The 21843-nt window shown below is 57.9% G+C and carries 20 protein-coding genes, 1 tRNA gene and 3 pseudogenes; 5 read left to right on the forward strand and 19 right to left on the reverse strand.

What is annotated here, in order from left to right:
* Window positions 1-64: 64 nt before the first annotated feature.
* Window positions 65-3307 (reverse strand): ATP-binding protein, encoded by a 3243-nt coding sequence (locus tag ACR809_RS03225; RefSeq protein ID WP_122051053.1) that lies wholly within the window; start codon window positions 3305-3307, stop codon window positions 65-67.
* 4 nt (window positions 3308-3311) lie between these two features.
* A pseudogene (locus tag ACR809_RS03230) lies at window positions 3312-3413 on the reverse strand (acid-sensing system DNA-binding response regulator EvgA); the annotation flags it as partial.
* Between the two features lie 33 nt (window positions 3414-3446).
* Here ACR809_RS03230 and ACR809_RS03235 point away from each other — a divergent pair.
* Window positions 3447-4415 carry an IS5 family transposase gene (locus ACR809_RS03235; protein ID WP_162992519.1) on the forward strand — a complete coding sequence of 323 codons (969 nt, stop codon included), beginning with the start codon at window positions 3447-3449 and terminating at the stop codon, window positions 4413-4415.
* A gap of 37 nt (window positions 4416-4452) precedes the next feature.
* On the opposite strand, the pseudogene evgA reads toward ACR809_RS03235, so the two are convergent.
* A pseudogene (gene evgA, locus ACR809_RS03240) lies at window positions 4453-4992 on the reverse strand (acid-sensing system DNA-binding response regulator EvgA); the annotation flags it as partial.
* A gap of 300 nt (window positions 4993-5292) precedes the next feature.
* Here evgA and ACR809_RS03245 point away from each other — a divergent pair.
* Window positions 5293-5658 (forward strand): HdeA/HdeB family chaperone, encoded by a 366-nt coding sequence (locus ACR809_RS03245; protein ID WP_162992520.1) that lies wholly within the window; start codon window positions 5293-5295, stop codon window positions 5656-5658.
* A 68-nt stretch (window positions 5659-5726) separates the two neighbouring features.
* On the opposite strand, the gene ACR809_RS03250 is transcribed toward ACR809_RS03245, so the two are convergent.
* Together ACR809_RS03250 and ACR809_RS03255 are read right to left on the reverse strand one after the other, a co-directional pair.
* Window positions 5727-5999 (reverse strand): hypothetical protein, encoded by a 273-nt coding sequence (locus ACR809_RS03250; protein ID WP_004889691.1) that lies wholly within the window; start codon window positions 5997-5999, stop codon window positions 5727-5729.
* A gap of 535 nt (window positions 6000-6534) precedes the next feature.
* Window positions 6535-6610 (reverse strand) — tRNA-Ile (locus tag ACR809_RS03255).
* Between the two features lie 124 nt (window positions 6611-6734).
* Between ACR809_RS03255 and mug the strand changes: the two genes are divergently transcribed.
* Window positions 6735-7241 (forward strand): G/U mismatch-specific DNA glycosylase, encoded by a 507-nt coding sequence (gene mug, locus ACR809_RS03260; RefSeq protein WP_002917636.1) that lies wholly within the window; start codon window positions 6735-6737, stop codon window positions 7239-7241.
* A gap of 98 nt (window positions 7242-7339) precedes the next feature.
* On the opposite strand, the gene rpoD is transcribed toward mug, so the two are convergent.
* The 3 genes from rpoD to rpsU form a co-directional block, all read right to left on the reverse strand.
* A complete protein-coding gene (rpoD, locus tag ACR809_RS03265; RefSeq protein ID WP_004174339.1) occupies window positions 7340-9181 on the reverse strand; it encodes an RNA polymerase sigma factor RpoD in 1842 nt (613 codons plus the stop codon).
* A 218-nt stretch (window positions 9182-9399) separates the two neighbouring features.
* Entirely contained in the window at window positions 9400-11145 is a 1746-nt protein-coding gene (dnaG, locus tag ACR809_RS03270; RefSeq protein WP_023280578.1) for a DNA primase, read from the reverse strand.
* Between the two features lie 111 nt (window positions 11146-11256).
* Window positions 11257-11472 carry a 30S ribosomal protein S21 gene (gene rpsU, locus ACR809_RS03275; protein WP_001144069.1) on the reverse strand — a complete coding sequence of 72 codons (216 nt, stop codon included), beginning with the start codon at window positions 11470-11472 and terminating at the stop codon, window positions 11257-11259.
* A 237-nt stretch (window positions 11473-11709) separates the two neighbouring features.
* Between rpsU and tsaD the strand changes: the two genes are divergently transcribed.
* Window positions 11710-12723 carry a tRNA (adenosine(37)-N6)-threonylcarbamoyltransferase complex transferase subunit TsaD gene (tsaD, locus tag ACR809_RS03280; protein WP_004900709.1) on the forward strand — a complete coding sequence of 338 codons (1014 nt, stop codon included), beginning with the start codon at window positions 11710-11712 and terminating at the stop codon, window positions 12721-12723.
* Between the two features lie 44 nt (window positions 12724-12767).
* Here tsaD and ACR809_RS03285 read toward each other — a convergent pair whose 3' ends face one another.
* From ACR809_RS03285 to ACR809_RS03325, 9 genes and pseudogenes are all read right to left on the reverse strand, one after another.
* Window positions 12768-14375, reverse strand: a complete 1608-nt coding sequence (locus ACR809_RS03285) for a purine-cytosine permease family protein (RefSeq protein WP_004181356.1) — start codon at window positions 14373-14375, stop codon at window positions 12768-12770.
* A 153-nt stretch (window positions 14376-14528) separates the two neighbouring features.
* Window positions 14529-15146 carry an urease accessory protein UreG gene (ureG, locus tag ACR809_RS03290; RefSeq protein ID WP_002916877.1) on the reverse strand — a complete coding sequence of 206 codons (618 nt, stop codon included), beginning with the start codon at window positions 15144-15146 and terminating at the stop codon, window positions 14529-14531.
* A gap of 8 nt (window positions 15147-15154) precedes the next feature.
* Window positions 15155-15829, reverse strand: coding sequence for an urease accessory protein UreF (locus ACR809_RS03295; RefSeq protein WP_016532672.1), 675 nt, complete (start codon window positions 15827-15829; stop codon window positions 15155-15157).
* A gap of 1 nt (window position 15830) precedes the next feature.
* On the reverse strand, window positions 15831-16307 hold the full coding sequence (gene ureE, locus ACR809_RS03300; protein WP_002916875.1) for an urease accessory protein UreE: 477 nt from the start codon (window positions 16305-16307) through the stop codon (window positions 15831-15833).
* A 275-nt stretch (window positions 16308-16582) separates the two neighbouring features.
* Window positions 16583-17587: an IS110-like element IS5075 family transposase gene (locus ACR809_RS03305; protein WP_000427619.1), complete on the reverse strand. Its 1005-nt coding sequence runs from the start codon at window positions 17585-17587 to the stop codon at window positions 16583-16585.
* 62 nt (window positions 17588-17649) lie between these two features.
* A pseudogene (ureC, locus tag ACR809_RS03310) lies at window positions 17650-19347 on the reverse strand (urease subunit alpha); the annotation flags it as partial.
* On the reverse strand, window positions 19340-19660 hold the full coding sequence (locus ACR809_RS03315; protein WP_002916872.1) for an urease subunit beta: 321 nt from the start codon (window positions 19658-19660) through the stop codon (window positions 19340-19342). The pseudogene ureC and the gene ACR809_RS03315, both read right to left, overlap by 8 nt.
* A gap of 9 nt (window positions 19661-19669) precedes the next feature.
* Window positions 19670-19972 (reverse strand): urease subunit gamma, encoded by a 303-nt coding sequence (locus ACR809_RS03320; RefSeq protein WP_002916871.1) that lies wholly within the window; start codon window positions 19970-19972, stop codon window positions 19670-19672.
* A gap of 9 nt (window positions 19973-19981) precedes the next feature.
* Window positions 19982-20806 (reverse strand): urease accessory protein UreD, encoded by an 825-nt coding sequence (locus tag ACR809_RS03325; RefSeq protein ID WP_023280577.1) that lies wholly within the window; start codon window positions 20804-20806, stop codon window positions 19982-19984.
* Here ACR809_RS03325 and ACR809_RS03330 point away from each other — a divergent pair.
* Window positions 20796-20942 (forward strand): short-chain dehydrogenase, encoded by a 147-nt coding sequence (locus ACR809_RS03330; RefSeq protein ID WP_004144529.1) that lies wholly within the window; start codon window positions 20796-20798, stop codon window positions 20940-20942. The two genes, ACR809_RS03325 and ACR809_RS03330, sit on opposite strands and share 11 nt — an antisense overlap.
* A gap of 10 nt (window positions 20943-20952) precedes the next feature.
* Here the strand turns inward: ACR809_RS03330 and ACR809_RS03335 are convergent, their stop codons facing one another.
* Both ACR809_RS03335 and plsY read right to left on the reverse strand, forming a co-directional pair.
* A complete protein-coding gene (locus ACR809_RS03335) occupies window positions 20953-21072 on the reverse strand; it encodes a hypothetical protein (RefSeq protein WP_020324810.1) in 120 nt (39 codons plus the stop codon).
* A gap of 131 nt (window positions 21073-21203) precedes the next feature.
* Window positions 21204-21821 carry a glycerol-3-phosphate 1-O-acyltransferase PlsY gene (gene plsY, locus ACR809_RS03340; RefSeq protein WP_004144530.1) on the reverse strand — a complete coding sequence of 206 codons (618 nt, stop codon included), beginning with the start codon at window positions 21819-21821 and terminating at the stop codon, window positions 21204-21206.
* Between the last annotated feature and the right edge of the window lie 22 nt (window positions 21822-21843).

A 21843-nucleotide genomic window follows, 5' to 3' on the forward strand; every position in this document is an offset into this window, starting at 1 on the left:
GAGGAAAAAACTGACAAGGATGTCCCCTTAACGCTCGGGCAGGCGGACTGCCCGAGCGGAACGGCTAGCGGCCGATCAGGGCGTCGATTTCGCCATCGATCTCGCGCATGACGCCGGTGATGCGCTGTACCACCTCCAGACAGCTTGCCGGCGTCAGCGAATCAGGCCGCTTTGCCTCAAAAGGGGCGCACAGTTGTTGTAGCGCAGTAATCCCCAGAATTTGTGCTGAACCGTGCAGACGGTGCAGCGCCCGCAGAAAGATCTGCGGCTCATGCCGGGCGATTGCTTGTCCGGCAGCCTGTAAATCCGCGGCCGACGCATCGCGGAACGTCTCCAGCATCTCATTCATCAGCGCCTGGTCTCCCCCCGTATTCTCGCTCAGCACGCTGAGCTTCAGGTGCCGGGTAGCGTGAGGTGATGCGCGGCCCACCGCTAAACGGCTGAGCTCATGACTCAGCGTCTGGACCGACACCGGCTTAAACAGACACATATTCATGCCGCTGGCCAGACACGCCTCCCGCGACTGCGGCAGCGCGCTGGCAGTCACGCCCCAAATTACCAGGCCCGGATAGCGACGGCGTAGCGAGGCCGCCAGCGCCAGGCCATCTTTCTTCGGCATATTGAGGTCTGTTATCAGCAGATCGTAATGTTTGCTGGCGAGCTTATTCTCTGCCTCTTCACCGTCGCAGGCTTCATCGACGCTATAGCCGATAGTGCTGAGCTGGCGCTTGAGCAGTAGCCGGTTGGTGGGGTGATCGTCCGCTATCAGTATCGCCAGCCCGGGTAGAGCTTGCGGTCTGGCGGGCGACGCCTGCGGCGCGTGGATCGCGCAGCGGCTCGCCTTGACCGGCAGCGTGATGGTGAAAGTGGTCCCCACGCCCGGACGGCTGACCATCTCCAGGCGACCCTGCATCAGCGCAACCAGCTCTTTGCAAATGACCAGCCCCAGTCCGGAGCCGGTCTGCTGTCGTCCCTGGCGCGCCTGGGCATAGCGGTGGAAGAGGGTGGCCTGCTCTGCTTCACTGATCCCGCAGCCGCTGTCGCTAACCATGAGGGCCAGCTCTCCCTGTGTCTCATTCGCCAGCGTCAGCCGGCAGGAGACCTGAATTGCGCCTTCGACGGTAAACTTCAGCGCATTGCCGATGAGATTATTGAGGATTTGCCGTAGCGCCTGCGGGTCGACCCACAGCATGGTCCCTTCCTGCAGCGCGTTATGGTAGTGCAGATCGATGCCCTTTTGCTGCGCCAGCGCGTCGAAGGTATGACACTGCTGCGACACTAACTGTGCGACATCGCTCCACTGCGGGGTAACCTGGTATTTTCCCGATTCAATCTTGTCGATATCAAGAATATTGCCGATAAGTCCCAGCAGGGTTTGCTCCGTCGACCCCGCCAGCTCGATCGCCTCTTTACGCTGGCCGACGTTCAGCTCAGGTTTCGCCAGCAGCTCCAGAAAGCCGACGATGGCGCTCACCGGCGTGCGCAGCTCGTGGCTCATGCTGGCCAGAAAGCGGCTCTTGGCTTTTGTCGCCTGAATCGCTTTGTCTTTTTCGCGCTCCAGCGCACAGGAGAGGGCCTCCTTCTGCGCCAGTTCCTCCTCGAGCCGCTGCTGGGAGTCTTTGCGTTTGCGTACTTCCCGACACAGGGAGAGTCCCCAGCCGAGGCTGATGGCGATCAGCACCAGCGCAAAGGCGATCAGCTGGTAAAACTGGCGGCTGTACTGGCTCCAGTTCTCTATTTGCTGACTGGAGATTTTCGACCACTTCTCGGTCATCTGCAGAATATCCCGTGGCGGAATAACCTGCAGCGCTTTGTTAAGAATGGCGGCCAGCACCGGTTCATCGCGCGGGATGGCCAGCCGAATGGCCGCGACGGGGAGTCCATCAATGCGGGTGTAGTGCAGACCCTGTGGATAGTAGTGGTCGATCATATAGCGGGCGGAAAGCTCCGAGGCTACGGCGGCATCCACTTCGCCTTCCTCTACCATCTTCATGGCGACGCCAACGTTATCCGTTTCCACCCAGTTAATCAGCGGAAAACGCGCTTTCAGATCATGGGCGGCGATAGGCCCGACCGGCAGGGCGATCCGCGCCGAGCGCGTCAGCAGATGCTGATCGGGGGCGCTGCCGCGGGCGACCAGCACAAAGGCCACGTTAATGAGCGGATCGCTGAGGGTGACGTAGGCCTGCGGCTGTGGGGTCAGGGTGGCGGCGGGCATGATCGCCCAGTCCTCTTTTTCCATGCGCTTTGCCAGAGCCTGACGGTTGCGCACTAGAATAGGGTCAAACTGCAGGCCGGTCTGGAGTGAGACAATATTCAGCATATCGGCCATGATGCCGCGCAGTTCATCCTCGTTATCCACTAGGGTAAATGGCGGAAAATAGGGGTTCACCAGCAGGCGGACGCGACGATGCTTCTGCAGCCAGCGCTGCTCTTCGGGGCTAAAGGTAAGCGGGGTATTGAGAAACGACAGATCGCCACGGTTGAGCCAGTTTTGCATGATCCGCATCGCGGTGTCGCTGTCGACGGCATGGATAAAACGGTCGAAGAGTTGATGCAGCTCTGGCCGATCGTCACGGGTGACAAAGCGGTTGTGTTGCTCCTGCTGACGAAAATAGTGCGCGATAACCAGCGATTGCGAGAAATATTTCGAGATGCAGTGGCCAGTGGTGATGTTGTTGCCGATAAAATACTGATTCTCGCCGCTGACCACCGAGGCGAGAGCCTGATAGTCGCTATCATAAAGGGTGATTTTGGCGTTGGGAAACGCCTGCTGAATAATATCGAAAAAAGCGCAATCGCGGGTGCAGGCCAGCGTGACGCGGCGGTCAGTGGTCAGCGGCGGCAGAGGGGATTTCAGCGAGGTGACCAGCGTCGGCCAGGTTTTAAGCAGCGGCGCGGATTGATCCAGGCCCGGGGCGAGCGCATCCCGGTGCGCCACCTGAGTTAGCAGGGTATCCACCTGGCGGTCGGCCAGGGCGGTGAGCGCCTGCTGCTCGGTGTCATACTGGCGGATAATCACCTTCAGTCCGAGGCTGTGCGCCATCAGCGCCAGATAGTCGGCGTTAATGCCCTGATAACTTTTCTCGTCGCCGTCATAGACGATGGGCGTCCTCTCGGGAAGCCAGGTCCCGACGGTCAGCGTCGGCTGCGCCGCCAGCCATGCTTTCTCCTTACCGCTAAGCGGGATATCGATCGCCGCGATATGAGAATGGCTCTTCAGCTCCAGCTGTTTCATGGCATACGCGGCAGGCGAGAGGCTCAGCGCCAGCCCGACAACGACGGATAAAATAAGACGAACCGCCATGCCATCACCCTATTTTATTGCGTTGCGCAAAGTCATATAGCTCAAGCAGGGTGCTGCAGCCTAATTTATCCATCAGACGGACCTTATAGGTACTTACCGTTTTATTGGGCTTTGTTGAATAAATCGAACTTTTGCTGAGTTGAAGGATCAGATCACGCATCCTCCCGACAACACAGACCATTCCGTGGCAAAGCAAAAGTTCAGAATCACCAACTGGTCCACCTACAACAAAGCTCTCATCAACCGTGGCTCCCTCACTTTCTGGCTGGATGATGAGGCGATTCAGGCCTGGTATGAGTCGGCAACGCCTTCATCACGGGGAAGACCTCAGCGCTATTCTGATCTCGCCATCACCACCTTTCTGGTGATTAAACGCGTATTCCGGCTGACCCTGCGGGCTGCGCAGGGTTTTATTGATTCCATTTTTGCCCTGATGAACGTTCCGTTGCGCTGCCCGGATTACACCAGTGTCAGTAAGCGGGCAAAGTCGGTTAATGTCAGTTTCAAAACGTCCACCCGGGGTGAAATCGCACACCTGGTGATTGATTCCACCGGGCTGAAGGTCTTTGGTGAAGGCGAATGGAAAGTCAGAAAGCACGGCAAAGAGCGCCGTCGTATCTGGCGAAAGTTGCATCTTGCTGTTGACAGCAACACACATGAAGTTGTCTGTGCAGACCTGTCGCTGAATAACGTCACGGACTCAGAAGCCTTCCCGGGCCTTATCCGGCAGACTCACAGAAAAATCAGGGCAGCATCGGCAGACGGCGCTTACGACACCCGGCTCTGTCACGATGAACTGCGGCGTAAGAAAATCAGCGCGCTTATCCCTCCCCGAAAAGGTGCGGGTTACTGGCCCGGTGAATATGCAGACCGTAACCGTGCAGTGGCTAATCAGCGAATGACCGGGAGTAATGCGCGGTGGAAATGGACAACAGACTACAACCGTCGCTCGATAGCGGAAACGGCGATGTACCGGGTAAAACAGCTGTTCGGGGGTTCACTGACGCTGCGTGACTACGATGGTCAGGTTGCGGAGGCTATGGCCCTGGTTCGAGCGCTGAACAAAATGACGAAAGCAGGTATGCCTGAAAGCGTGCGTATTGCCTGAAAACACAACCCGCTACGGGGGAGACTTACCCGAAATCTGATTTATTCAACAAAGCCGTTTTATTGCTGATATTCATTTTGCTGCCGATGGTGGTGTAGTCGACGCCGCTGAGAATATAGCGGAACACCTTCATCTCCTGCGTTGACAGCGTATCCAGCCGGTCCTGATCGGTGATGCCGTGGGTGCAGAAGCGTTCCAGTGAAAAGGGGAAATAGCTGTAGCCATTATTGGCTGCGTCGATTGCGGCGAGGATATTATTCATTCCCTCTTTTTTACTCACAAAACCATTTGCTCCGCAGTCGGCGCTGCGTTTGCCGTAGAACAGTTCATTCTTAGCGGAAATGATGATGATTGTTCCCTGGTAGCGGCGTTTGCGCAGCTGCTCCAGCACCTCGATACCGCTGAGCTCCGGAATATCGACGTCGACGATGAGCAGGTCAGGCTGCATGCTTTCCGCGGTCTGCACGGCATGAGCGCCGCTGTCGAGCTCTGCCGCGACGGTAATACCGTTGCTGTCGAGAAGGTTGCGAATGGCGATACGTGCCAATGGATGATCGTCAATGATTATCGCATTCATGGGGGCGTAAATCCTGATATGAAAAAAGAAGGGCGATGCCTGGTGCAGGTGCGGCGGGGGTTATTTTTATCGATGCCGTTATAAGGCGTAATTGTAACACAAATCGTTTTGGGCCAGGGAAATATTGTGGAGCTGAGCCAGACGAATATATTTGCATAGCTGGATGACAGCTGTAGGAACGGGCGTTCACTTGCTTCAGCGCGGTCTGCTGTTAAAAAAAATGCAAACGATTAATCTGCTCTTATTAAGGTGAGTTCTCGGAATATCGTCCGGCGACAACTGGCAGGTAAAATAATAACAATGGCGAAAGAAAAATGCGCCTTCTGGCGAAAATGGGTTTGGAAACATCTGATGGCAGGAATAACAGTACTGGCAATGAGTAGCGCCGCGGTGGGAAAGGATGTCGACCCCGATGAGGCGCGGACCCGAGATATGATGCGCTGTCAGGATTATCTGCAACTGGATCCGCGCGCCTGGACGCCGATGGTGATTTGGCTGATGAACGATCCTTTTTCACTGGAGCCGCCGGAGTGGACCGACTTCCATGAAGCCGAGCTGGTGCTGACGCCGATCCTCACCGAAATCTGCCGTCAAGAGCCGGATGTCTGGCTCACCTCGCTGCGGGAACGGCTCAATTCTTATCAGCAGGTGCGGTCGCTGAACTAAGCGACCGCGGTAAAACGGCAGAAAAAGTGACTAAATGCGCAGTTAGCGGCCTTCTTCTGCGCAAAGGCTCAGCAGCGGCCCGCTTTTTGCGACAGGGCGTCGCAGGTTTTGCTCGCTAGCGTCGGGTTGGCGCCGGCGCAGATGGCATCCGAGACGGTGCTACCGCCGCCCAGCGGGATCAGCCCGTAAAGCTTCGGCTCGGCGGCCTTCGTCACATAGCAGCGATGGCTGGTTTTGCCGATGGTGGCCACAAAGTTGGTTTTCACATCCTGCTGCCTCGCATCGGAAATTGTCACCTGCGAAGCATCGACATTAAAAGCAAACGCGGCGGCCTCTTTCATTTTCCGTCGTCATGGGTGGTTTAGCTACGCAACCCATTAATAACAGTGCCAGACAGGTACTGATTGATATATCCCGTATTTTCATCATTTCATCCTTTTTGTAAGTCAGCGGGTTATATATAAGAGCGGGGGGAGGAACGCGTTGATTTCGATCAGCTGGCGCAGGCTATGGTTATTTTTCGGAAATTGACCTGTGTTGTTACATTTATCGTGAGTAGTATGAATTCCAGCATTGCAGGAATGAAAGATATTTCAAGACTACGTTGCGTAGTTAGACAGAAGTCAACAGGAGTGCGGCGGTTATGGGCTGCCCGAGATGCTCTGAGCAATATTTTGCTAAGGCAGAATGCTATCTGTTTTAGCGTAAGCGCAAATTTTCCCTGCGTTATAACGGACTTTTTATCCTCTTAATGGGATAGCGACAACACGCTAAGCCATGCGCGCTGCTCAGCGGTTTGTGGTGCCATTTTAAAATTCAGGAACAAAAAAGCCACTCTTTCGAGTGGCTTAATTATATGATTTTAAATCTAAAATTTGGTGGCCCCTGTTGGGTTTGAACCAACGACCAAGCGATTATGAGTCGCCTGCTCTAACCACTGAGCTAAGGGGCCGTGGCGAGGGATTATAAAGTAACTGGCGATTGCAATCCAGCGTAAAGCGCGCAGCTGCTGTTTTTATAAACAATGCATTTTCAATCCTTTATAATCATGTTTTAGCCATACAGCCGGAGAAAACATGATTAGCGATATCCTTGCGCCGGGCCTGCGCGTTGTCTTTTGCGGTATCAACCCGGGGAAGTCCTCCGCCCATACCGGCTTTCATTTTGCCCATCCTGGCAATCGCTTCTGGAAGGTCATCCATCAGGCCGGGTTCACCGATCGGCAGCTCAGGCCGGAAGAGGAGCTGCAGCTGCTGGATACGCGCTGCGGCATCACCATGCTGGTAGAGCGTCCGACGGTGCAGGCCAGCGAGGTCGCCTTGCAGGAGCTGCGCAGCGGCGGCCGTGAGCTGGTGCGGAAAATTGAAGAGTATCAGCCGCAGGCGCTGGCGGTGCTCGGCAAGCAGGCCTTCGAGCTGGCCTTTAACCAGCGCGGCGCGAAGTGGGGGAAACAGGCCATGACCATCGGGACGACCCAGGTGTGGGTGCTGCCTAATCCCAGCGGCTTAAACCGGGCGACGCTCGATAAGCTGGTGGCGGCCTATCGTGAACTGGACGATGCCCTGGCAACCCGCGGCCAGTAGCGGAGAGAGGCGACTTTCCCGGGATGGCCACCTGAACGCCATAAAAAAGCTCCCCGCAGGGAGCTTTTTAACAGGCTGTAGACGATGCCCCGCGACGATTAATCGTCGAGGAAGCTACGCAGCACTTCAGAACGGCTCGGGTGGCGCAGTTTACGCAGCGCCTTCGCTTCGATCTGACGGATACGTTCGCGGGTAACGTCGAACTGTTTACCCACTTCTTCCAGCGTGTGGTCGGTGTTCATGTCGATACCGAAACGCATACGCAGCACTTTCGCTTCACGAGCGGTGAGGCCGGCCAGCACGTCATGCGTTGCCGCGCGCAGGCTCTCGGTGGTCGCAGAATCCAGCGGCAGCTCGAGGGTGGTATCCTCGATGAAATCCCCCAGATGCGAATCTTCATCGTCGCCGATCGGCGTTTCCATGGAGATAGGCTCTTTGGCGATCTTCAGCACTTTACGGATTTTGTCTTCCGGCATCAGCATACGCTCAGCCAGCTCTTCCGGGGTCGGTTCACGGCCCATCTCCTGCAGCATCTGACGGGAGATACGGTTGAGCTTGTTGATAGTCTCAATCATATGCACCGGAATACGGATGGTGCGCGCCTGATCCGCGATAGAGCGGGTGATGGCCTGACGGATCCACCAGGTGGCGTAGGTCGAGAACTTGTAGCCGCGACGGTATTCGAACTTATCGACCGCTTTCATCAGACCGATGTTGCCTTCCTGAATCAGGTCGAGGAACTGCAGACCGCGGTTGGTGTATTTCTTGGCGATAGAGATAACCAGACGCAGGTTCGCTTCAACCATCTCTTTCTTCGCACGACGGGCTTTCGCTTCGCCGATGGACATGCGACGGTTGATATCTTTAACCTGCTCGATGGTCAGGCCGGTCTCTTCTTCAATCTGCTGCAGTTTCTGCAGGCCGCGCTGCACATCTTCTTTCACTTCCAGCAGCTTCTCAGACCACGGCTTGTTCATTGCCACCGCGGCGTTGAACCAGGTTTCGCTGGTTTCGTTGCCGGTGAACAGGGTGATGAAGTTTTTCTTCGGCATTTTGCACTGCTCAACGCACAGCTTCATGATGATACGTTCCTGAGTACGAACGCGATCCATCATGCTGCGCATGCTGTTGACCAGGTAATCGAACTGCTTCGGCACCAGGCGGAACTGCTTGAAGACTTCAGACAGCTTCAGGATCTCTTCCTGGGCGGCGGCATGGCTACGACCTTTGGCTTTGATGGTGTCGCGCGTCAGCTCGTACTGGGTACGCAGCTCGGCGAATTTCTCACGGGCCAGCTCTGGGTCGATGCTGTTGTCGTCATCGCTGTTGTCGTCGGCGTCTTCATCTTCGTCTTCGTCTTCGTCGTCATCCATCTCTTCCTGAGACAGCTCGGAGCCAACGTGGGTGGCGGTTGGCGCCATATCTTCTTCGGCGTTCGGATCGACGAAACCGGTGATCAGATCGGACAGACGGGCTTCTTCCGCTTCAACGCGGTCGTACTGCTCAAGCAGGTAGGTGATCGCTTCCGGATATTCGGCAACGGAGCACTGCACCTGATTGATGCCGTCTTCGATGCGTTTGGCGATGTCAATTTCGCCTTCACGGGTCAGTAGCTCTACGGTACCCATTTCACGCATGTACATACGCACCGGGTCGGTCGTGCGCCCGATTTCGGATTCCACGCTGGAGAGCACCTGCGCGGCGGCTTCGGCAGCATCTTCATCCGCGGTGTTTTCGGCAAGCATCAGATCATCGGCATCCGGTGCTTCTTCCATCACCTGAATACCCATGTCGTTGATCATTTGGATGATGTCTTCGATCTGATCGGAATCGACGATATCTTCCGGCAGATGGTCATTGACCTCGGCATAGGTCAGATAGCCTTGCTCCTTACCACGTTGGACAAGAAGCTTCAGCTGTGACTGCGGGTTTTGCTCCATAAGACGGTATCCACACTTAATTCGTTTGATTGGTGTCGGCAGACGGGCTGTCGACATTTAAAGCGAGGGCGTACTTATATTATTGCCGCTGCGCCTCTGCGCGGCTGTCGGGGGCTTCCCGATCGATACTCGGCACTTAAGCCGTTAAATACTTTTCCTTCACGTTGTTCTGCGTTTTCTTACTGCTTTGATACAACGTGAAGGATATTGTCTGTCATTTATTTTTTCGCCAGCTCCTGGCTGATGGTCCAGAGCTCCCGGCGTTCTTCACTGCTTAAACCGTGTGTGCGATCGCGAGCTATCAACTCTTCCTGTCGCAGTTCCAGCAGTGAATCAAACATATGGTTGAGCGAGTCGGTGAAGGTTTGTTCAGCGATGTCTTTATCTGCTATATCGTCCCACATCGACAGTTTTTCAAGGGTTGCCGCCTCTTTTGTGCCGCGATATTGCTCTAAAAGTTGCCCGGTTGTCAGACCAGGCTGCGCCAGACAGCTCTTCACCAGTTCGCTGAACAGGCTCAGCCCCGGCATTTTGCGCGAGTCCAGTCCCTCCAGCGGGGGGACTAACGGCGCCAGATCCGGGTTTTGCACCAGCAGTCCTATCAGTATACGCATGGTCGTGCGTTTTAGCTGCGGTGCGGGACGCGGCGCGCCATTTCCCGCCTGTTTTGGCATTAATCGTTCAAGCTGCGCGTCATCTAAAATGCCCAGCTTATTGCCCAACTCCTGACGCAAATAGATGCGCAGCGTTTCGCCCGGGACCTGGGTTATCAGCGGCAGCGCCAGCGTGCTCAGCTGCGCGCGCCCGTCCGGAGTACTCAGATCGACCTGCGGCAGCAGGCTGTTAAACAAGAACGTGGAGAGCGGCTGAGCCTGCTCCATCCGCGCCTCGAACGCCGCTTTGCCCTCTTTACGCACCAGCGTATCCGGGTCTTCGCCGTCAGGCAGAAACATAAAGCGTAGCTGGCGACCATCGGTCATGTACGGCAGCGCCGTCTCCAGCGCGCGCCAGGCGGCATCGCGGCCGGCCCGGTCGCCGTCGTAGCAGCAGATGACGTTATTCGTCACCCGGAACAGCAGCTGGATATGGTCGGCCGTGGTCGAGGTACCCAGCGAGGCCACGGCATAATTAATGTCGTACTGCGCCAGCGCCACGACGTCCATATACCCTTCGACAACCAGCAAACGCGGTGGTTCGGGGTTATCCTGCTGCGCTTCATACAGGCCATACAGCTGGCGGCCTTTATGGAATATGTCGGTTTCCGGGGAGTTCAGATACTTCGGCAGGGCATCGCCCAGCACCCGTCCGCCAAACCCAATCACCCGGCCTCGCTTATCGCGGATGGGGAACATCACCCGTTCGCGGAAGCGGTCGTAACTGCGTCCCTGATCGTTGGTGACCAGCATGCCGGCATCAATAAGCGACTGGCGGTTTTCCTGATTGCCGCCAAACCGTTTTAAAACGTTATCCCAACCTGGGGGAGCATAGCCGATGGCAAAGCGCGTAATCACCTCGCTGCTTAACCCCCGTTTCGCCAGGTACTGGCGCGCAGGATCGGCGGCGGGCTGCATCAGAGACTGTTGATAAAACGCATTCAGACCATCCAGTAACTGGTAGAGGTTCTGCCGTTGATGGCGCTCTATCTGGCTGGGTCCGTTGCCTGCTTCATAAGGCACTTCGAGGTTGTGCATGGCGGCCAGCTCTTCGACCGTTTCCACGAACTCGAGCTTGTCGTAGTTCATCAGGAAGTCGATAGCATTGCCGTGCGCCCCGCAGCCGAAGCAGTGGTAAAACTGTTTTTCACCGTTGACGGTGAAAGAGGGGGTTTTTTCGTTATGGAACGGACAGCACGCGTGAAAATTTTTGCCCTGCTTTTTCAGCTTTACCCGCGCATCGATCAGATCGACGATGTCGGTTCTGGCAAGCAGATCGCTAATAAATACACGTGGAATTCGTCCAGCCATAAGCCCCGTTATTTCTGATGACTATAAACGAAAATAAGCCGCGCATTCCTTTCGGAAGCACGGCCTTACAACTACAACTCGGTCTGAATTGAGAGCGTCGCTCTCAACAGATTAGTACAGACGAGTACGGCGTGCGTTTTCGCGAGCCAGTTTCTTCGCGTGACGTTTCACTGCAGAAGCTTTAGCGCGCTTACGTTCGGTAGTCGGTTTTTCATAGAACTCACGACGACGAACTTCCGCCAGAACACCTGCTTTTTCGCAGGAACGCTTGAAGCGACGCAGAGCTACGTCGAACGGCTCGTTTTCACGTACTTTAATTACCGGCATGTGCCTCTCACCTTTGATTAATTCGGTTTGCCGCTGGCCGCAATGCCAGCTTATTTCAAAATGGTGCGGAATTTTACTGCAACTACTGCTGCTTTGTAAAGCACCGGCGCCTTTTTTGAAAGGGACTTTTATAAGGGTGAGGAGTATACACGAAGAGAGCACCAGGGGTGAGCAAAGTTTTACATCGCCGGTCATTGGACCTACACTGCGCGGTATTGAAGCGAGGTAAAACAACTCATGCGTGTACTGGGCATTGAAACATCCTGCGATGAAACCGGCATCGCGATTTATGACGACCAGCAAGGTCTGTTAGCCAACCAATTGTATAGTCAGGTGAAACTGCATGCGGATTACGGCGGCGTGGTGCCGGAGCTGGCATCGCGCGACCACGTGCGCAAAACGGTGCCGCTGATCCAGGCGGCGCTGAAAGAAGCCGGTCTGACGGCGAAAGATATCGACGCCGTCGCCTATACGGCGGGTCCAGGCCTGGTCGGCGCGCTGCTGGTCGGGGCGACCGTTGGCCGGGCGCTGGCCTTCGCCTGGAACGTGCCGGCGATCCCGGTACACCATATGGAAGGGCATCTGCTGGCGCCGATGCTGGAAGATAATCCGCCGGCGTTCCCGTTCGTCGCGCTGCTGGTTTCCGGCGGCCACACCCAGTTGATTAGCGTCACCGGTATTGGTCAGTATGAACTGCTGGGCGAGTCGATTGACGATGCGGCGGGCGAAGCCTTTGATAAGACGGCGAAACTGCTGGGACTGGATTATCCCGGCGGGCCGATGCTGTCGAAAATGGCGTCCCAGGGCACCGAAGGCCGCTTTGTCTTCCCGCGGCCGATGACCGACCGTCCGGGGCTGGACTTCAGCTTCTCCGGCCTGAAGACCTTCGCCGCCAACACCATTCGCAGCAACGGCGACGATGAGCAAACCCGCGCCGACATCGCCCGGGCGTTTGAGGATGCGGTCGTCGATACGCTGATGATTAAATGTCGCCGCGCGCTGGAGCAAACCGGCTTTAAGCGTCTGGTGATGGCGGGAGGCGTGAGCGCCAACCGTACCCTGCGGGCGAAGCTGGCGGAGATGATGCAAAAACGCGGCGGCGAAGTGTTCTACGCCCGCCCTGAGTTCTGTACTGACAACGGCGCGATGATCGCCTACGCCGGCATGGTGCGTCTGCAAACCGGCGCCAAAGCCGAGCTCGGCGTGACGGTTCGCCCGCGCTGGCCGCTGGCCGAGCTGCCTGCCGCCTAACGCATCCTGAAACAGGCCGACGTCACGTCGGCCTGCCTTCCTGACTACTCCATACTTTTACACAGCGAGCAGATGGCTCCCTGATGCTTGTGCGAGTGCATCACGTCCGGGCGCTCGTACTCTTCCTCACAGCTAACGCATTGATACACGGTGGTGGAGGCGTTCCCCGCCGCGTCATAGCGCGGCTCGGCGATGCCGTCATCCACCTGCTTAATATAGTAGCGCCCGCGGGTAAGGAGCCCCATCAGCGGGGTCATGACAAAGGCGACGACCAGCGCAATCAGCGGCGAGAACGGCGCCAGCGTCGCCCCCAGCAGACCGAAGAAGGCGCAGATCGACAGCCCGGCGGCCAGGCCAAAGGAGACCACGCCCACCGGGTTAACGTTGTAGATCATGCCGCGGCGATACTCCGGCTGCGCCGGCGCCAGCTTGAGCAAGCCTTTATTAAAGGTGATGTCGGTCGCCACCACCACGACCCAGGCGATAGCGAAGTTGGAGTAAAAGCCGAGGATCCACGACAGGGCGCTGAACATATCGCCCTCCATCAGCGCCAGGGCAATCGCCAGGTTGACCACCACAAAAATAATCCGTCCCGGATAGCGTTTGGTGGTGCGGGTCCAGGCGCTGGTCCACGCCAGCGAGCCGGAGTAGGCATTGGTGACGTTAATTTTGATCTGCGAGATCACCACCAGCACCACCGCCAGCGTCAGGGCCAGCCAGCCGGGCACCAGGTTATCGAAGACGCTGACGAACTGCTGCACCGGTTCGGTATTGTGCACCGCCGGGAAACGGGTCAACAGATAGAAGCCGAGGAAGGCGCCGATGATCTGTTTGATCGCCCCTAACACCACCCAGCCCGGGCCGGCGGAAAAGACCGCCAGCCACCAGCTTTTACGATTCTCCGCGGTCTTAGGCGGCATAAAGCGCAGGTAATCAATTTGCTCGCCAATCTGCATGATCAGCGACAGGCATACCCCGGCGCCGAGCATGATGGCGGTAATGTCCACCGTCGACGCGCTGTTTTTACCGGCGAAATGCAGGAAGCCGTCCACCAGCTGCGGATCTTTGACAATCAGCCACACCACCGGCACCACCATCAGCACCAGCCACAGCGGCGTGGTCCACACCTGCAGGCGGGTCAGGGCTTTCATGCCATAGACCACCAGCGGGAGCACCATCAGGGTGGCGATCAGATATCCCATCCACAGCGGGATCCCGAGGCCCACCAGCAGGCCCTGGGCCATGATCGAGCCTTCGAGGGCGAAGAAGATAAAGGTGAAGCCGGCAAAAATAATGCTGGTGATCACCGAGCCGAAATAGCCGAAGCCGGCGCTGCGGGTGATCAGGTCAAGGTCAATGTTGTAGCGCGCGGCGGTGATCGCCAGCGGAATGCCGGTGAGGAAGATCACCAGCGCCGCCACCAGGATCGAATAGATGGCGTTGCTGGTGCCCCAGGCCATACCGATGCTGGCGCCGATGGAAAAGTCGGCCAGATAGGCGATGCCGCCCAGCGCGGTGACCGCGACGACGCCCGGACCCCAGCGGCGAAAGCTCAGCGGGGCGTAACGTAAGGTGTAATCTTCTAAGGTTTCCCGGGAGCCGGAAGTCCGCGTTGTCGCGGGTAATTCAGGGTTAAGATCCAGTGATGACATAGTCATTCCTTAATGGTTAGGCATGACTTGAATTAGCAAACCTTATGCCATATTGCAGGGCAGGCGTGGCGCGGAGGTGGAGGCAGGATGATATAAAGAGAGAGCAGAGGCTGCACCATCCGGACGCACTTGCGCCCGGCTGGTGCAACAGGCCTATTTGCCAAGCATGCCTTTGTCTTCGAGGAAGGCGATAATGGTGCTCAGGCCGTCGCCCTGCTTCAGATTGGTGAAGGTCCATGGGCGATCGCCGCGCATACGCTGGGTATCGCTCGCCATCACCTCCAGCGACGCGCCCACATAGGGGGCAAGGTCGGTTTTATTGATCACCAGGAAATCGGATTTGGTGATCCCCGGTCCGCCTTTGCGCGGGATCTTCTCCCCTTCGGCCACATCGATGACGTAGATGGTCAGATCCGCCAGCTCCGGGCTGAAGGTGGCGCTCAGGTTATCGCCGCCGCTTTCCACGAAGATAAGGTCGAGGTTACCGAACTTTTCACTCAGCGCTTCCACGGCGGCGAGGTTCATTGAGGCATCTTCGCGGATCGCCGTATGCGGGCAGCCGCCGGTTTCCACACCGACGATGCGTTCAGGCGCCAGCGCGCCCGCTTCGGTGAGGATGCGCTGATCTTCTTTGGTATAGATGTCGTTAGTGACCACCGCCAGCTGCCAGGTATCGCGCATCGCTTTACACAGTGCTTCCAGCAGAGCGGTTTTACCGGAGCCGACCGGGCCGCCGACGCCGACGCGCAGCGGATGTTTATAAGAGTTCATGGCTTCTCCTAGGAACGGAATAATCGAGAGTATTGGGTTTCATGCCGGGCAGAGGCGATGGCGGCGAGCGGGGTGGCCGATCCGATATCGCCGTCCGGCGCGGCCAGCGCGCGGGGCATCTCGGCCGCGTAGTGGTCACAAAGACGTAAAATCAGCTGCTGGGCGGCCTGCTGGCCGAAGGGGACCAGCTTGACGCCGGCCATCACGGCGCTCTCAATCCAGCTATAGCCCAGGCTGAGGGCCATCTCGGGCAGGGCGATACGCCAGCGCACGCCGAGCCAGGCCATCCCGGCGAGCTGGCTTTGCTGGCACAGGGAGCGCCACGGCGGCGGACAGTCCGGCTGCCAGTCGCTCAGCAGACGGGCAAACGCCGCGCCGCGGTTGCGCTCTTCCTCCCGCAGTTCACGAGTTTCCCGGCAGGCCAGCAGATAGGCGGTCCAGCGCTGGGCCGCAGCGATATCGCCTTGTTCGCAGGCGCGGTACAGGCGGGCGAACAGCGGCAGGTCAACGGTAAAAAAGCCTTCCGTCATCTGGCGTCGCTGCCAGCGCTCGAAGGCCGCGACGTCCGGCACCCAGCCGGCTTCCACAGCCCACTCCAGCCCCTGGGACCAGCTGTAACCCCCTACCGGCAGGTTGCTGCTGGCCAGCTGCATCAGCCGCAGGCGTTGTTCCGCTGTCGACATGCTAGTGGCTGTGAGCGTGGTGGTCATGATGAGCATGATGATGACCGTGGCTCTCGCTGGCGTAAGCGCCGGCTTCCGGCTCGAACGGCAGCTGGCCAAAGGTCACCGTCAGGCCGAACTGGCGCAGCATATCGTCCAGCACGTGATCGTGATGGTAGCGCAGCTCGCCCGGCATGATCTGCAGCGGCACGTGACGGTTGCCGAGGTGGTAGCAGGCCTTCGCCAGCATAAACGGATCGTCGCAGCGCACTACCGACACCCCTTCATCAGCGGCAATCACCTGCACAAACTCGGTGCCTTCTTCGTTGCTGAGCACATCGCCGCCGCGCAGCAGCAGGCCGCGGGGCAGCAGCAGGCCGGCTTCCCGGCCATCGTTGAGGGTGACCTTAACCCGGCTTTTGACGCGAACATCAATCGGCAGCGTAACGCTGGCGGTCGCGGCGGCGGGGATCTCCAGACGTTGAGTTAAATAAAGCATCCGCTCTCCTTAAAACAGAATCTATGGTCACTCCCGTTTTTGCAACACCGATTTTGACGACAAGTTGGCTTGCTTGAATCTATCCGGCGTCTGAATGGGATTTTATTCCCGCGCCTCGATGAGTTCCGCGCCTGATGAACCTCCAGAAAATATACGGCTTCAATGAGCCTTTCCGTTTTACAGGTTCCTCAACAGGCCGGTGGGCCGTTAGTATCATCAATATCAGTATTCGCAAAACCAGATGAATGATTGTTTAAACTGGTGTATTTCTGCCTTTATGCTTCGTAAGTTTGCTGTCGCGCCGTCAGTGCCCAGGCTATTCTGGCCAGCTTGTTTGCCAGAGCACAGGTGACGACAAAGTTGCTTTTCCGACACAACAACTCCCTGACCCAGTCGGCCAACTTGCCAGACTGGTGTTCCAGTTTTTGTATGAATACCCTGGCACACTGAACCAACAAAGTTCGGATCTTTTTGTTGCCCCGCTTGCTAATCCCTAACAATGTCGTCCGACCTCCCGTGCTGTACTGTCGGGGTACCAGCCCTGTTGCCGCCGCAAAGTCACGGCTGCTGGCGTACTGCTTCCCGTCGCCAATCTCAGTTGAAATAGTACTGGCAGTCAGCGTTCCAACGCAGGGAATACTCAGCAAGCGCTGTCCAACCTCATCTTCGTCCAACTTTCGTTTCAACTGAGATTCCAGATCTTTAATCTGCTCAACAAGATAGTGATAATGCTGTTGTAATTTCAGCAGTAACTGGCTGAGATAAAGAGGCAAACTACTGTCCTCAAGAAGGGTACTCAGTCGACTAATAACGGCAGCACCTCGCGGAACGCTGATACCAAATTCCAGCAGAAAAGCATGCATCTGATTAGTTGTTTTCACCTTATCCTGAACCAGGGATTCACGGACACGATGCAGAGCTCGCATTGCCTGCTGAGATTCGGTTCTGGGCTGCACGAAACGCATAGATGGACGTGATGCTGCTTCACAGATAGCTTCAGCATCAACGAAGTCATTTTTGTTGCTTTTAACGAATGGGCGGACAAATTGCGGTGATATCAGCTTTGGAAAATGCCCTAACTCTTCCAGCTTGCGTGCCATAAAGTGAGAACCGCCACAGGCTTCCATCGCGATGGTTGTTGCCGGGCATGTCGCCAGAAATTCGATTAGCTTTGGTCGGGTGAATTTTTTACGGTAAACGGCCTTCCCACGATGATCCTGACAATGAATATGGAAAGAGTTCTTACCCAGATCGATACCAATAAGCGCAATGTTTTCCATGATGGTTCTCCGAATGAAAGCCTGTCCTCAGCATAGTACTGGGAAGGAGGGAGTGACCATCTCATTAAATATCGTTGCGCCATCGGCAGAACGTCTGCCGGCTCGCTGGTGATAAGTTCGCCATCCACCCGCACCTCATAGGTCTGGGCGTCGACGGTGATGTTAGGCTGCAGGCTGTTGTGCACCATGTCGGCTTTCTGCACCGTACGGCAGCCTTTCACCACGGCGATCGCGCTGCGCAGGTTCAGCCGCCCGGCAACGCCATTGGCTGCCGCCGCCTGCGACAGGAAGGTGAGGCGGCAGTGATGGCGGGCGCTGCCCAGCGCGCCAAACATCGGGCGGTAGTGCACCGGCTGCGGGGTCGGAATAGAGGCATTGATATCGCCCATCGGCGCGATGGCGATCATGCCGCCTTTGATCACGGTGGCCGGTTTCACGCCGAAGAAGGCTGGTGACCAGACCACGAGGTCAGCCAGCTTACCCACCTCAATGGATCCGACTTCGTGTGCGATGCCGTGGGTCAGCGCCGGGTTGATGGTGTATTTGGCGATGTAGCGCTTCACGCGGAAGTTGTCGTTATCCCCGGTCTCCTCCGCCAGCGCTCCGCGCTGCACCTTCATGCGATGCGCCACCTGCCAGGTGCGGAGAATCACTTCCCCGACGCGGCCCATGGCCTGCGAATCGGAGGAGGTGAGCGAGAAGGCGCCGAGATCGTGCAGCACGTCTTCCGCAGCGATGGTTTCCCGGCGAATGCGCGACTCGGCAAAGGCCACGTCCTCAGCGATGTCCGGGTCCAGATGGTGGCAGACCATCAGCATATCGAGATGTTCATCGATGGTGTTGAGGGTGTAGGGCAGCGTTGGGTTGGTGGACGACGGCAAAATGTTCGGGTGGGCGCAGGCGGTGATGATGTCCGGCGCATGGCCGCCGCCGGCCCCTTCGGTATGGAAGGTGTGGATGGTGCGCCCGCCGATGGCGGCGAGGGTGTCTTCCACAAATCCGGATTCATTGAGGGTGTCGCTGTGCAGGGCAACCTGGATGTCCATTTCATCGGCGACGGTTAACGCACAGTCGATCGCCGCCGGGGTGGCGCCCCAGTCCTCATGGATCTTCAGGCCAATAACGCCCGCCGCCACCTGCTCGCGAAGGGCATCCGGCTGAGAAACGTTGCCCTTGCCCAGCAGGCCGATATTGACCGGCAGGCTGTCGGCCGCCTGCAGCATGCGTGAGATATACCACGGGCCCGGGGTGCAGGTGGTGGCATGGGTGCCCGCGGCCGGGCCGGTGCCGCCGCCGACCATGGTGGTCACGCCGGAGACCAGCGCCTCTTCCGCCTGCTGCGGACAGATCCAGTGAATATGGGTATCGATCCCGCCGGCGGTGACAATTTTTCCTTCGGCGGCAATCACTTCCGTCGCGGCGCCGATGGGGATGGTGACGTTGGGCTGGATGTCGGGGTTACCGGCTTTGCCGATGGCGAAGATCCGGCCGTCCTTCACGCCGATATCGGCCTTAACGATCCCCCAGTGATCGACGATCAACGCGTTGGTGAGCACCAGGTCGACACAGTCGGCGGCCAGCATCTGCCCCTGGCCCATGCCGTCGCGGATCACTTTGCCGCCGCCGAATTTGACCTCTTCCCCGTAGGTGGTCAAATCGTCCTCCACCTCGATCCACAGCTCGGTATCCGCCAGGCGCACCTTGTCGCCGACGGTGGGGCCGAACATATCGGCATAGGCCTGGCGTGAAATATTACTCATCGTTTACCTCCAGAGGGCCCATGACCTCGCCGCGGAAGCCGAAGACGGCGCGGTGACCGGCGAAGGCCACCAGCTCGACCTCGCGTTTCTGGCCGGGTTCAAAGCGTACCGCCGTGCCCGCCGGGATATTCAGGCGATAGCCGGCGGCCTGCTGACGGTCGAACTTCAGCGCCGGGTTAACCTCGGCGAAATGGTAGTGCGAACCGACCTGAATCGGCCGATCGCCGTGGTTCTCAACGACCACGCGACAGGTTGCCCGGCCGGTATTCAGGGCTATCTGACCGGGCTTAACGTGATATTCACCGGGGATCATGGCGCTACCTCAGATAATCGGGTTGTGAACGGTGACCAGCTTCGAGCCGTCCGGGAAGGTGGCTTCGACCTGGATATCCGGGATCATTTCCGGGACGCCCTCCATCACCTGCTCGCGGGTCAGGACGTGACGGCCTTCCTCCATCAGCGAGGCCACGCTTTTGCCGTCCCGAGCGCCTTCCATAATAAAGGCGCTGATGAGGGCCACGGACTCCGGATAGTTGAGCTTCAGGCCGCGGGCCAGGCGACGCTCCGCCACCAGCGCAGCGGTAAACAGCAACAGCTTGTCTTTTTCTCGGGGGGTCAGTTCCATAACGTTCTCTTAAGTCAGCCAGATTCGGGGAAGTACGGGAGATTTACCGGTGAGATGAGGGCGCAGAAACTGCCATACGTCGCGCATCACCCGCTGGCAAATCAGATTATCGTCACTGAGGAAACGCACCGTCAGCAGGCGGTCGGTCAGGCTGGCGCCGGCGTAGAGACCGAGCGGCGCCAGCGCGTCGCGCACCCCGTCGAGCAGGGCATCGGTAGCCGGATAGCACAGCAAAGTGCCGACCCAGGGACGTTCGGCGACGCTGGAGAGCTCTCCCTCCTGCAGCTGCAGGCGCTCGACCAGCAGCGGCTCATCATCCACCCATACCTCCAGCCGGTTGCTGAGGGTGCCGTGGCTGAAGGTTTCGCCAATCACCGGGCGGCCAAGGCAGAGCAGATCCCAGGCCAGCAGCCTGCTGGAGGCGCAAAGATGAAAGGTAGTGAACAGCCGGGCATTCGCCCCGGGAAAGAAGATGGCATCCTGCGGGAGCCACTCCAGGGTCGCCTGCGGGGCAAGGGTCAACTGCTGGCGAACTAGCGCTTGCGCGCCGCTGCTGCGGTAAAACTTGCTGGCGCCAGGCATGGTTATCAGCGTATGGCAGCCGGGGGCAAGGTGCGCGCTAATTGTCAGCTCATCACCGCCGACGATGCCGCCGGGCGGGTGAAGCAGATAGAGGTGACAGGTCTCTTCTTCCGGGTAAAACGGGCGCTGGACGGTCAGCGGGCCGACGTGTTGGGCGCTGGCGAGAACGGTCTTGCCGCCGGCCTGCTGAAAGCAGAGATCCAGCGTGGCCTGCCAGCCTTTTTTGAGTGGTGGTAACACGGTGCCGTGCAATGTTGCGCCCCTGCAAAATCAAGATAAAACAGCAGCAATGAGTATTGATCGGCGGGAGTTTATCCCGGTCATACGAAACGCTTATGTCATCCGTAACCCGGAGCGTCGCGACGGGCGCGAGGGGAAAGCGGCATAACCGCTCCGGATTATTCACCCGGATAATCTTTGCCGTCAATATCCTGATCCGCAGCCTGGGCGCGGCGGAAAAGGCGGCGGATCGGGTTGCGCCGCGCCGCCAGCCGCCAGCGCAACTTTTGCCTTTCCATGCTGCTAACGTATTGTTACAAAAGGAGGATGTGGCGATGATCGCCTTTGATGGCGAGGAAGCGTAAAAGAGCGGGTGAAAGGCGCGATTAGCGCAGGGGAGTTCCCCGGCTGGCGGAGCCGGGAGGGGTGATTACTTCTGCTCTGGCGTTTTTTTCTTCTTCACGCGGGTCCAGATTTTGCTCTCCTGGCGGCGCCACAGACGCTGAATGTTGTCGTGATGGCGCAGGAGGATCAGGCAGGAGAGCATCGACACCGGAAAGGTGTACTGCGGTTTGAACCACCAGACGTAGAACGGGGCGATCAGCGCGCTGACGATAGCGCCCAGGGAAGAGTAACCGCTGAGCAGGATGGTCAGCAGCCAGGTCCCGGCCATCACCCCGGTGAGATCGAGCCCGATGGGGGCGATAGCGCCGAAGGCCGTGGCGACGCCTTTACCGCCGCGGAAATGAAAGAAGACTGGCCAGATATGGCCCACGCAGGCGGCAATCGCCACTAACCCCAGCCAGAACGGCGTAAGGCCCAGCGCCCAGGCGCCCCACACCGGGAGCATGCCCTTCAGCACATCAAAAATAAGTACCGCTACGGCCGCCCCTTTTCCGCCAATTCGTAGTACGTTAGTGGCCCCGGGGTTGCCTGAGCCGCTGTCGCGTGGGTCGGGCAGGCCAGCAAGGCGACATACCAGAATGGCGCTGGAAATGGAGCCGCAGAGGTAGGCGAGGAGTACCAGTCCAGGCGCGATTGCACTCATAACGCTGTTCCGTTTTGAAAAT

Source organism: Klebsiella sp. CD33, assembly GCF_051992865.1.
GTDB classification, from domain to species: domain Bacteria; phylum Pseudomonadota; class Gammaproteobacteria; order Enterobacterales; family Enterobacteriaceae; genus Klebsiella; species Klebsiella pneumoniae.

Bases quoted from the DNA above. Each gene is read 5' to 3' on its own strand.
- ACR809_RS03225 (WP_122051053.1), bottom strand. From the start codon at position 3,307: ATGGCGGTTCGTCTTATTTTATCCGTCGTTGTCGGGCTGGCGCTGAGC.
- ACR809_RS03245 (WP_162992520.1), top strand. From the start codon at position 5,293: ATGGCGAAAGAAAAATGCGCCTTCTGGCGAAAATGGGTTTGGAAACAT.
- ACR809_RS03250 (WP_004889691.1), bottom strand. From the start codon at position 5,999: ATGAAAGAGGCCGCCGCGTTTGCTTTTAATGTCGATGCTTCGCAGGTG.
- mug (WP_002917636.1), top strand. From the start codon at position 6,735: ATGATTAGCGATATCCTTGCGCCGGGCCTGCGCGTTGTCTTTTGCGGT.
- rpoD (WP_004174339.1), bottom strand. From the start codon at position 9,181: ATGGAGCAAAACCCGCAGTCACAGCTGAAGCTTCTTGTCCAACGTGGT.
- dnaG (WP_023280578.1), bottom strand. From the start codon at position 11,145: ATGGCTGGACGAATTCCACGTGTATTTATTAGCGATCTGCTTGCCAGA.
- rpsU (WP_001144069.1), bottom strand. From the start codon at position 11,472: ATGCCGGTAATTAAAGTACGTGAAAACGAGCCGTTCGACGTAGCTCTG.
- tsaD (WP_004900709.1), top strand. From the start codon at position 11,710: ATGCGTGTACTGGGCATTGAAACATCCTGCGATGAAACCGGCATCGCG.
- ACR809_RS03285 (WP_004181356.1), bottom strand. From the start codon at position 14,375: ATGTCATCACTGGATCTTAACCCTGAATTACCCGCGACAACGCGGACT.
- ureG (WP_002916877.1), bottom strand. From the start codon at position 15,146: ATGAACTCTTATAAACATCCGCTGCGCGTCGGCGTCGGCGGCCCGGTC.
- ACR809_RS03295 (WP_016532672.1), bottom strand. From the start codon at position 15,829: ATGTCGACAGCGGAACAACGCCTGCGGCTGATGCAGCTGGCCAGCAGC.
- ureE (WP_002916875.1), bottom strand. From the start codon at position 16,307: ATGCTTTATTTAACTCAACGTCTGGAGATCCCCGCCGCCGCGACCGCC.
- ACR809_RS03305 (WP_000427619.1), bottom strand. From the start codon at position 17,587: ATGGAAAACATTGCGCTTATTGGTATCGATCTGGGTAAGAACTCTTTC.
- ACR809_RS03315 (WP_002916872.1), bottom strand. From the start codon at position 19,660: ATGATCCCCGGTGAATATCACGTTAAGCCCGGTCAGATAGCCCTGAAT.
- ACR809_RS03320 (WP_002916871.1), bottom strand. From the start codon at position 19,972: ATGGAACTGACCCCCCGAGAAAAAGACAAGCTGTTGCTGTTTACCGCT.
- ACR809_RS03335 (WP_020324810.1), bottom strand. From the start codon at position 21,072: ATGGAAAGGCAAAAGTTGCGCTGGCGGCTGGCGGCGCGGCGCAACCCG.
- plsY (WP_004144530.1), bottom strand. From the start codon at position 21,821: ATGAGTGCAATCGCGCCTGGACTGGTACTCCTCGCCTACCTCTGCGGC.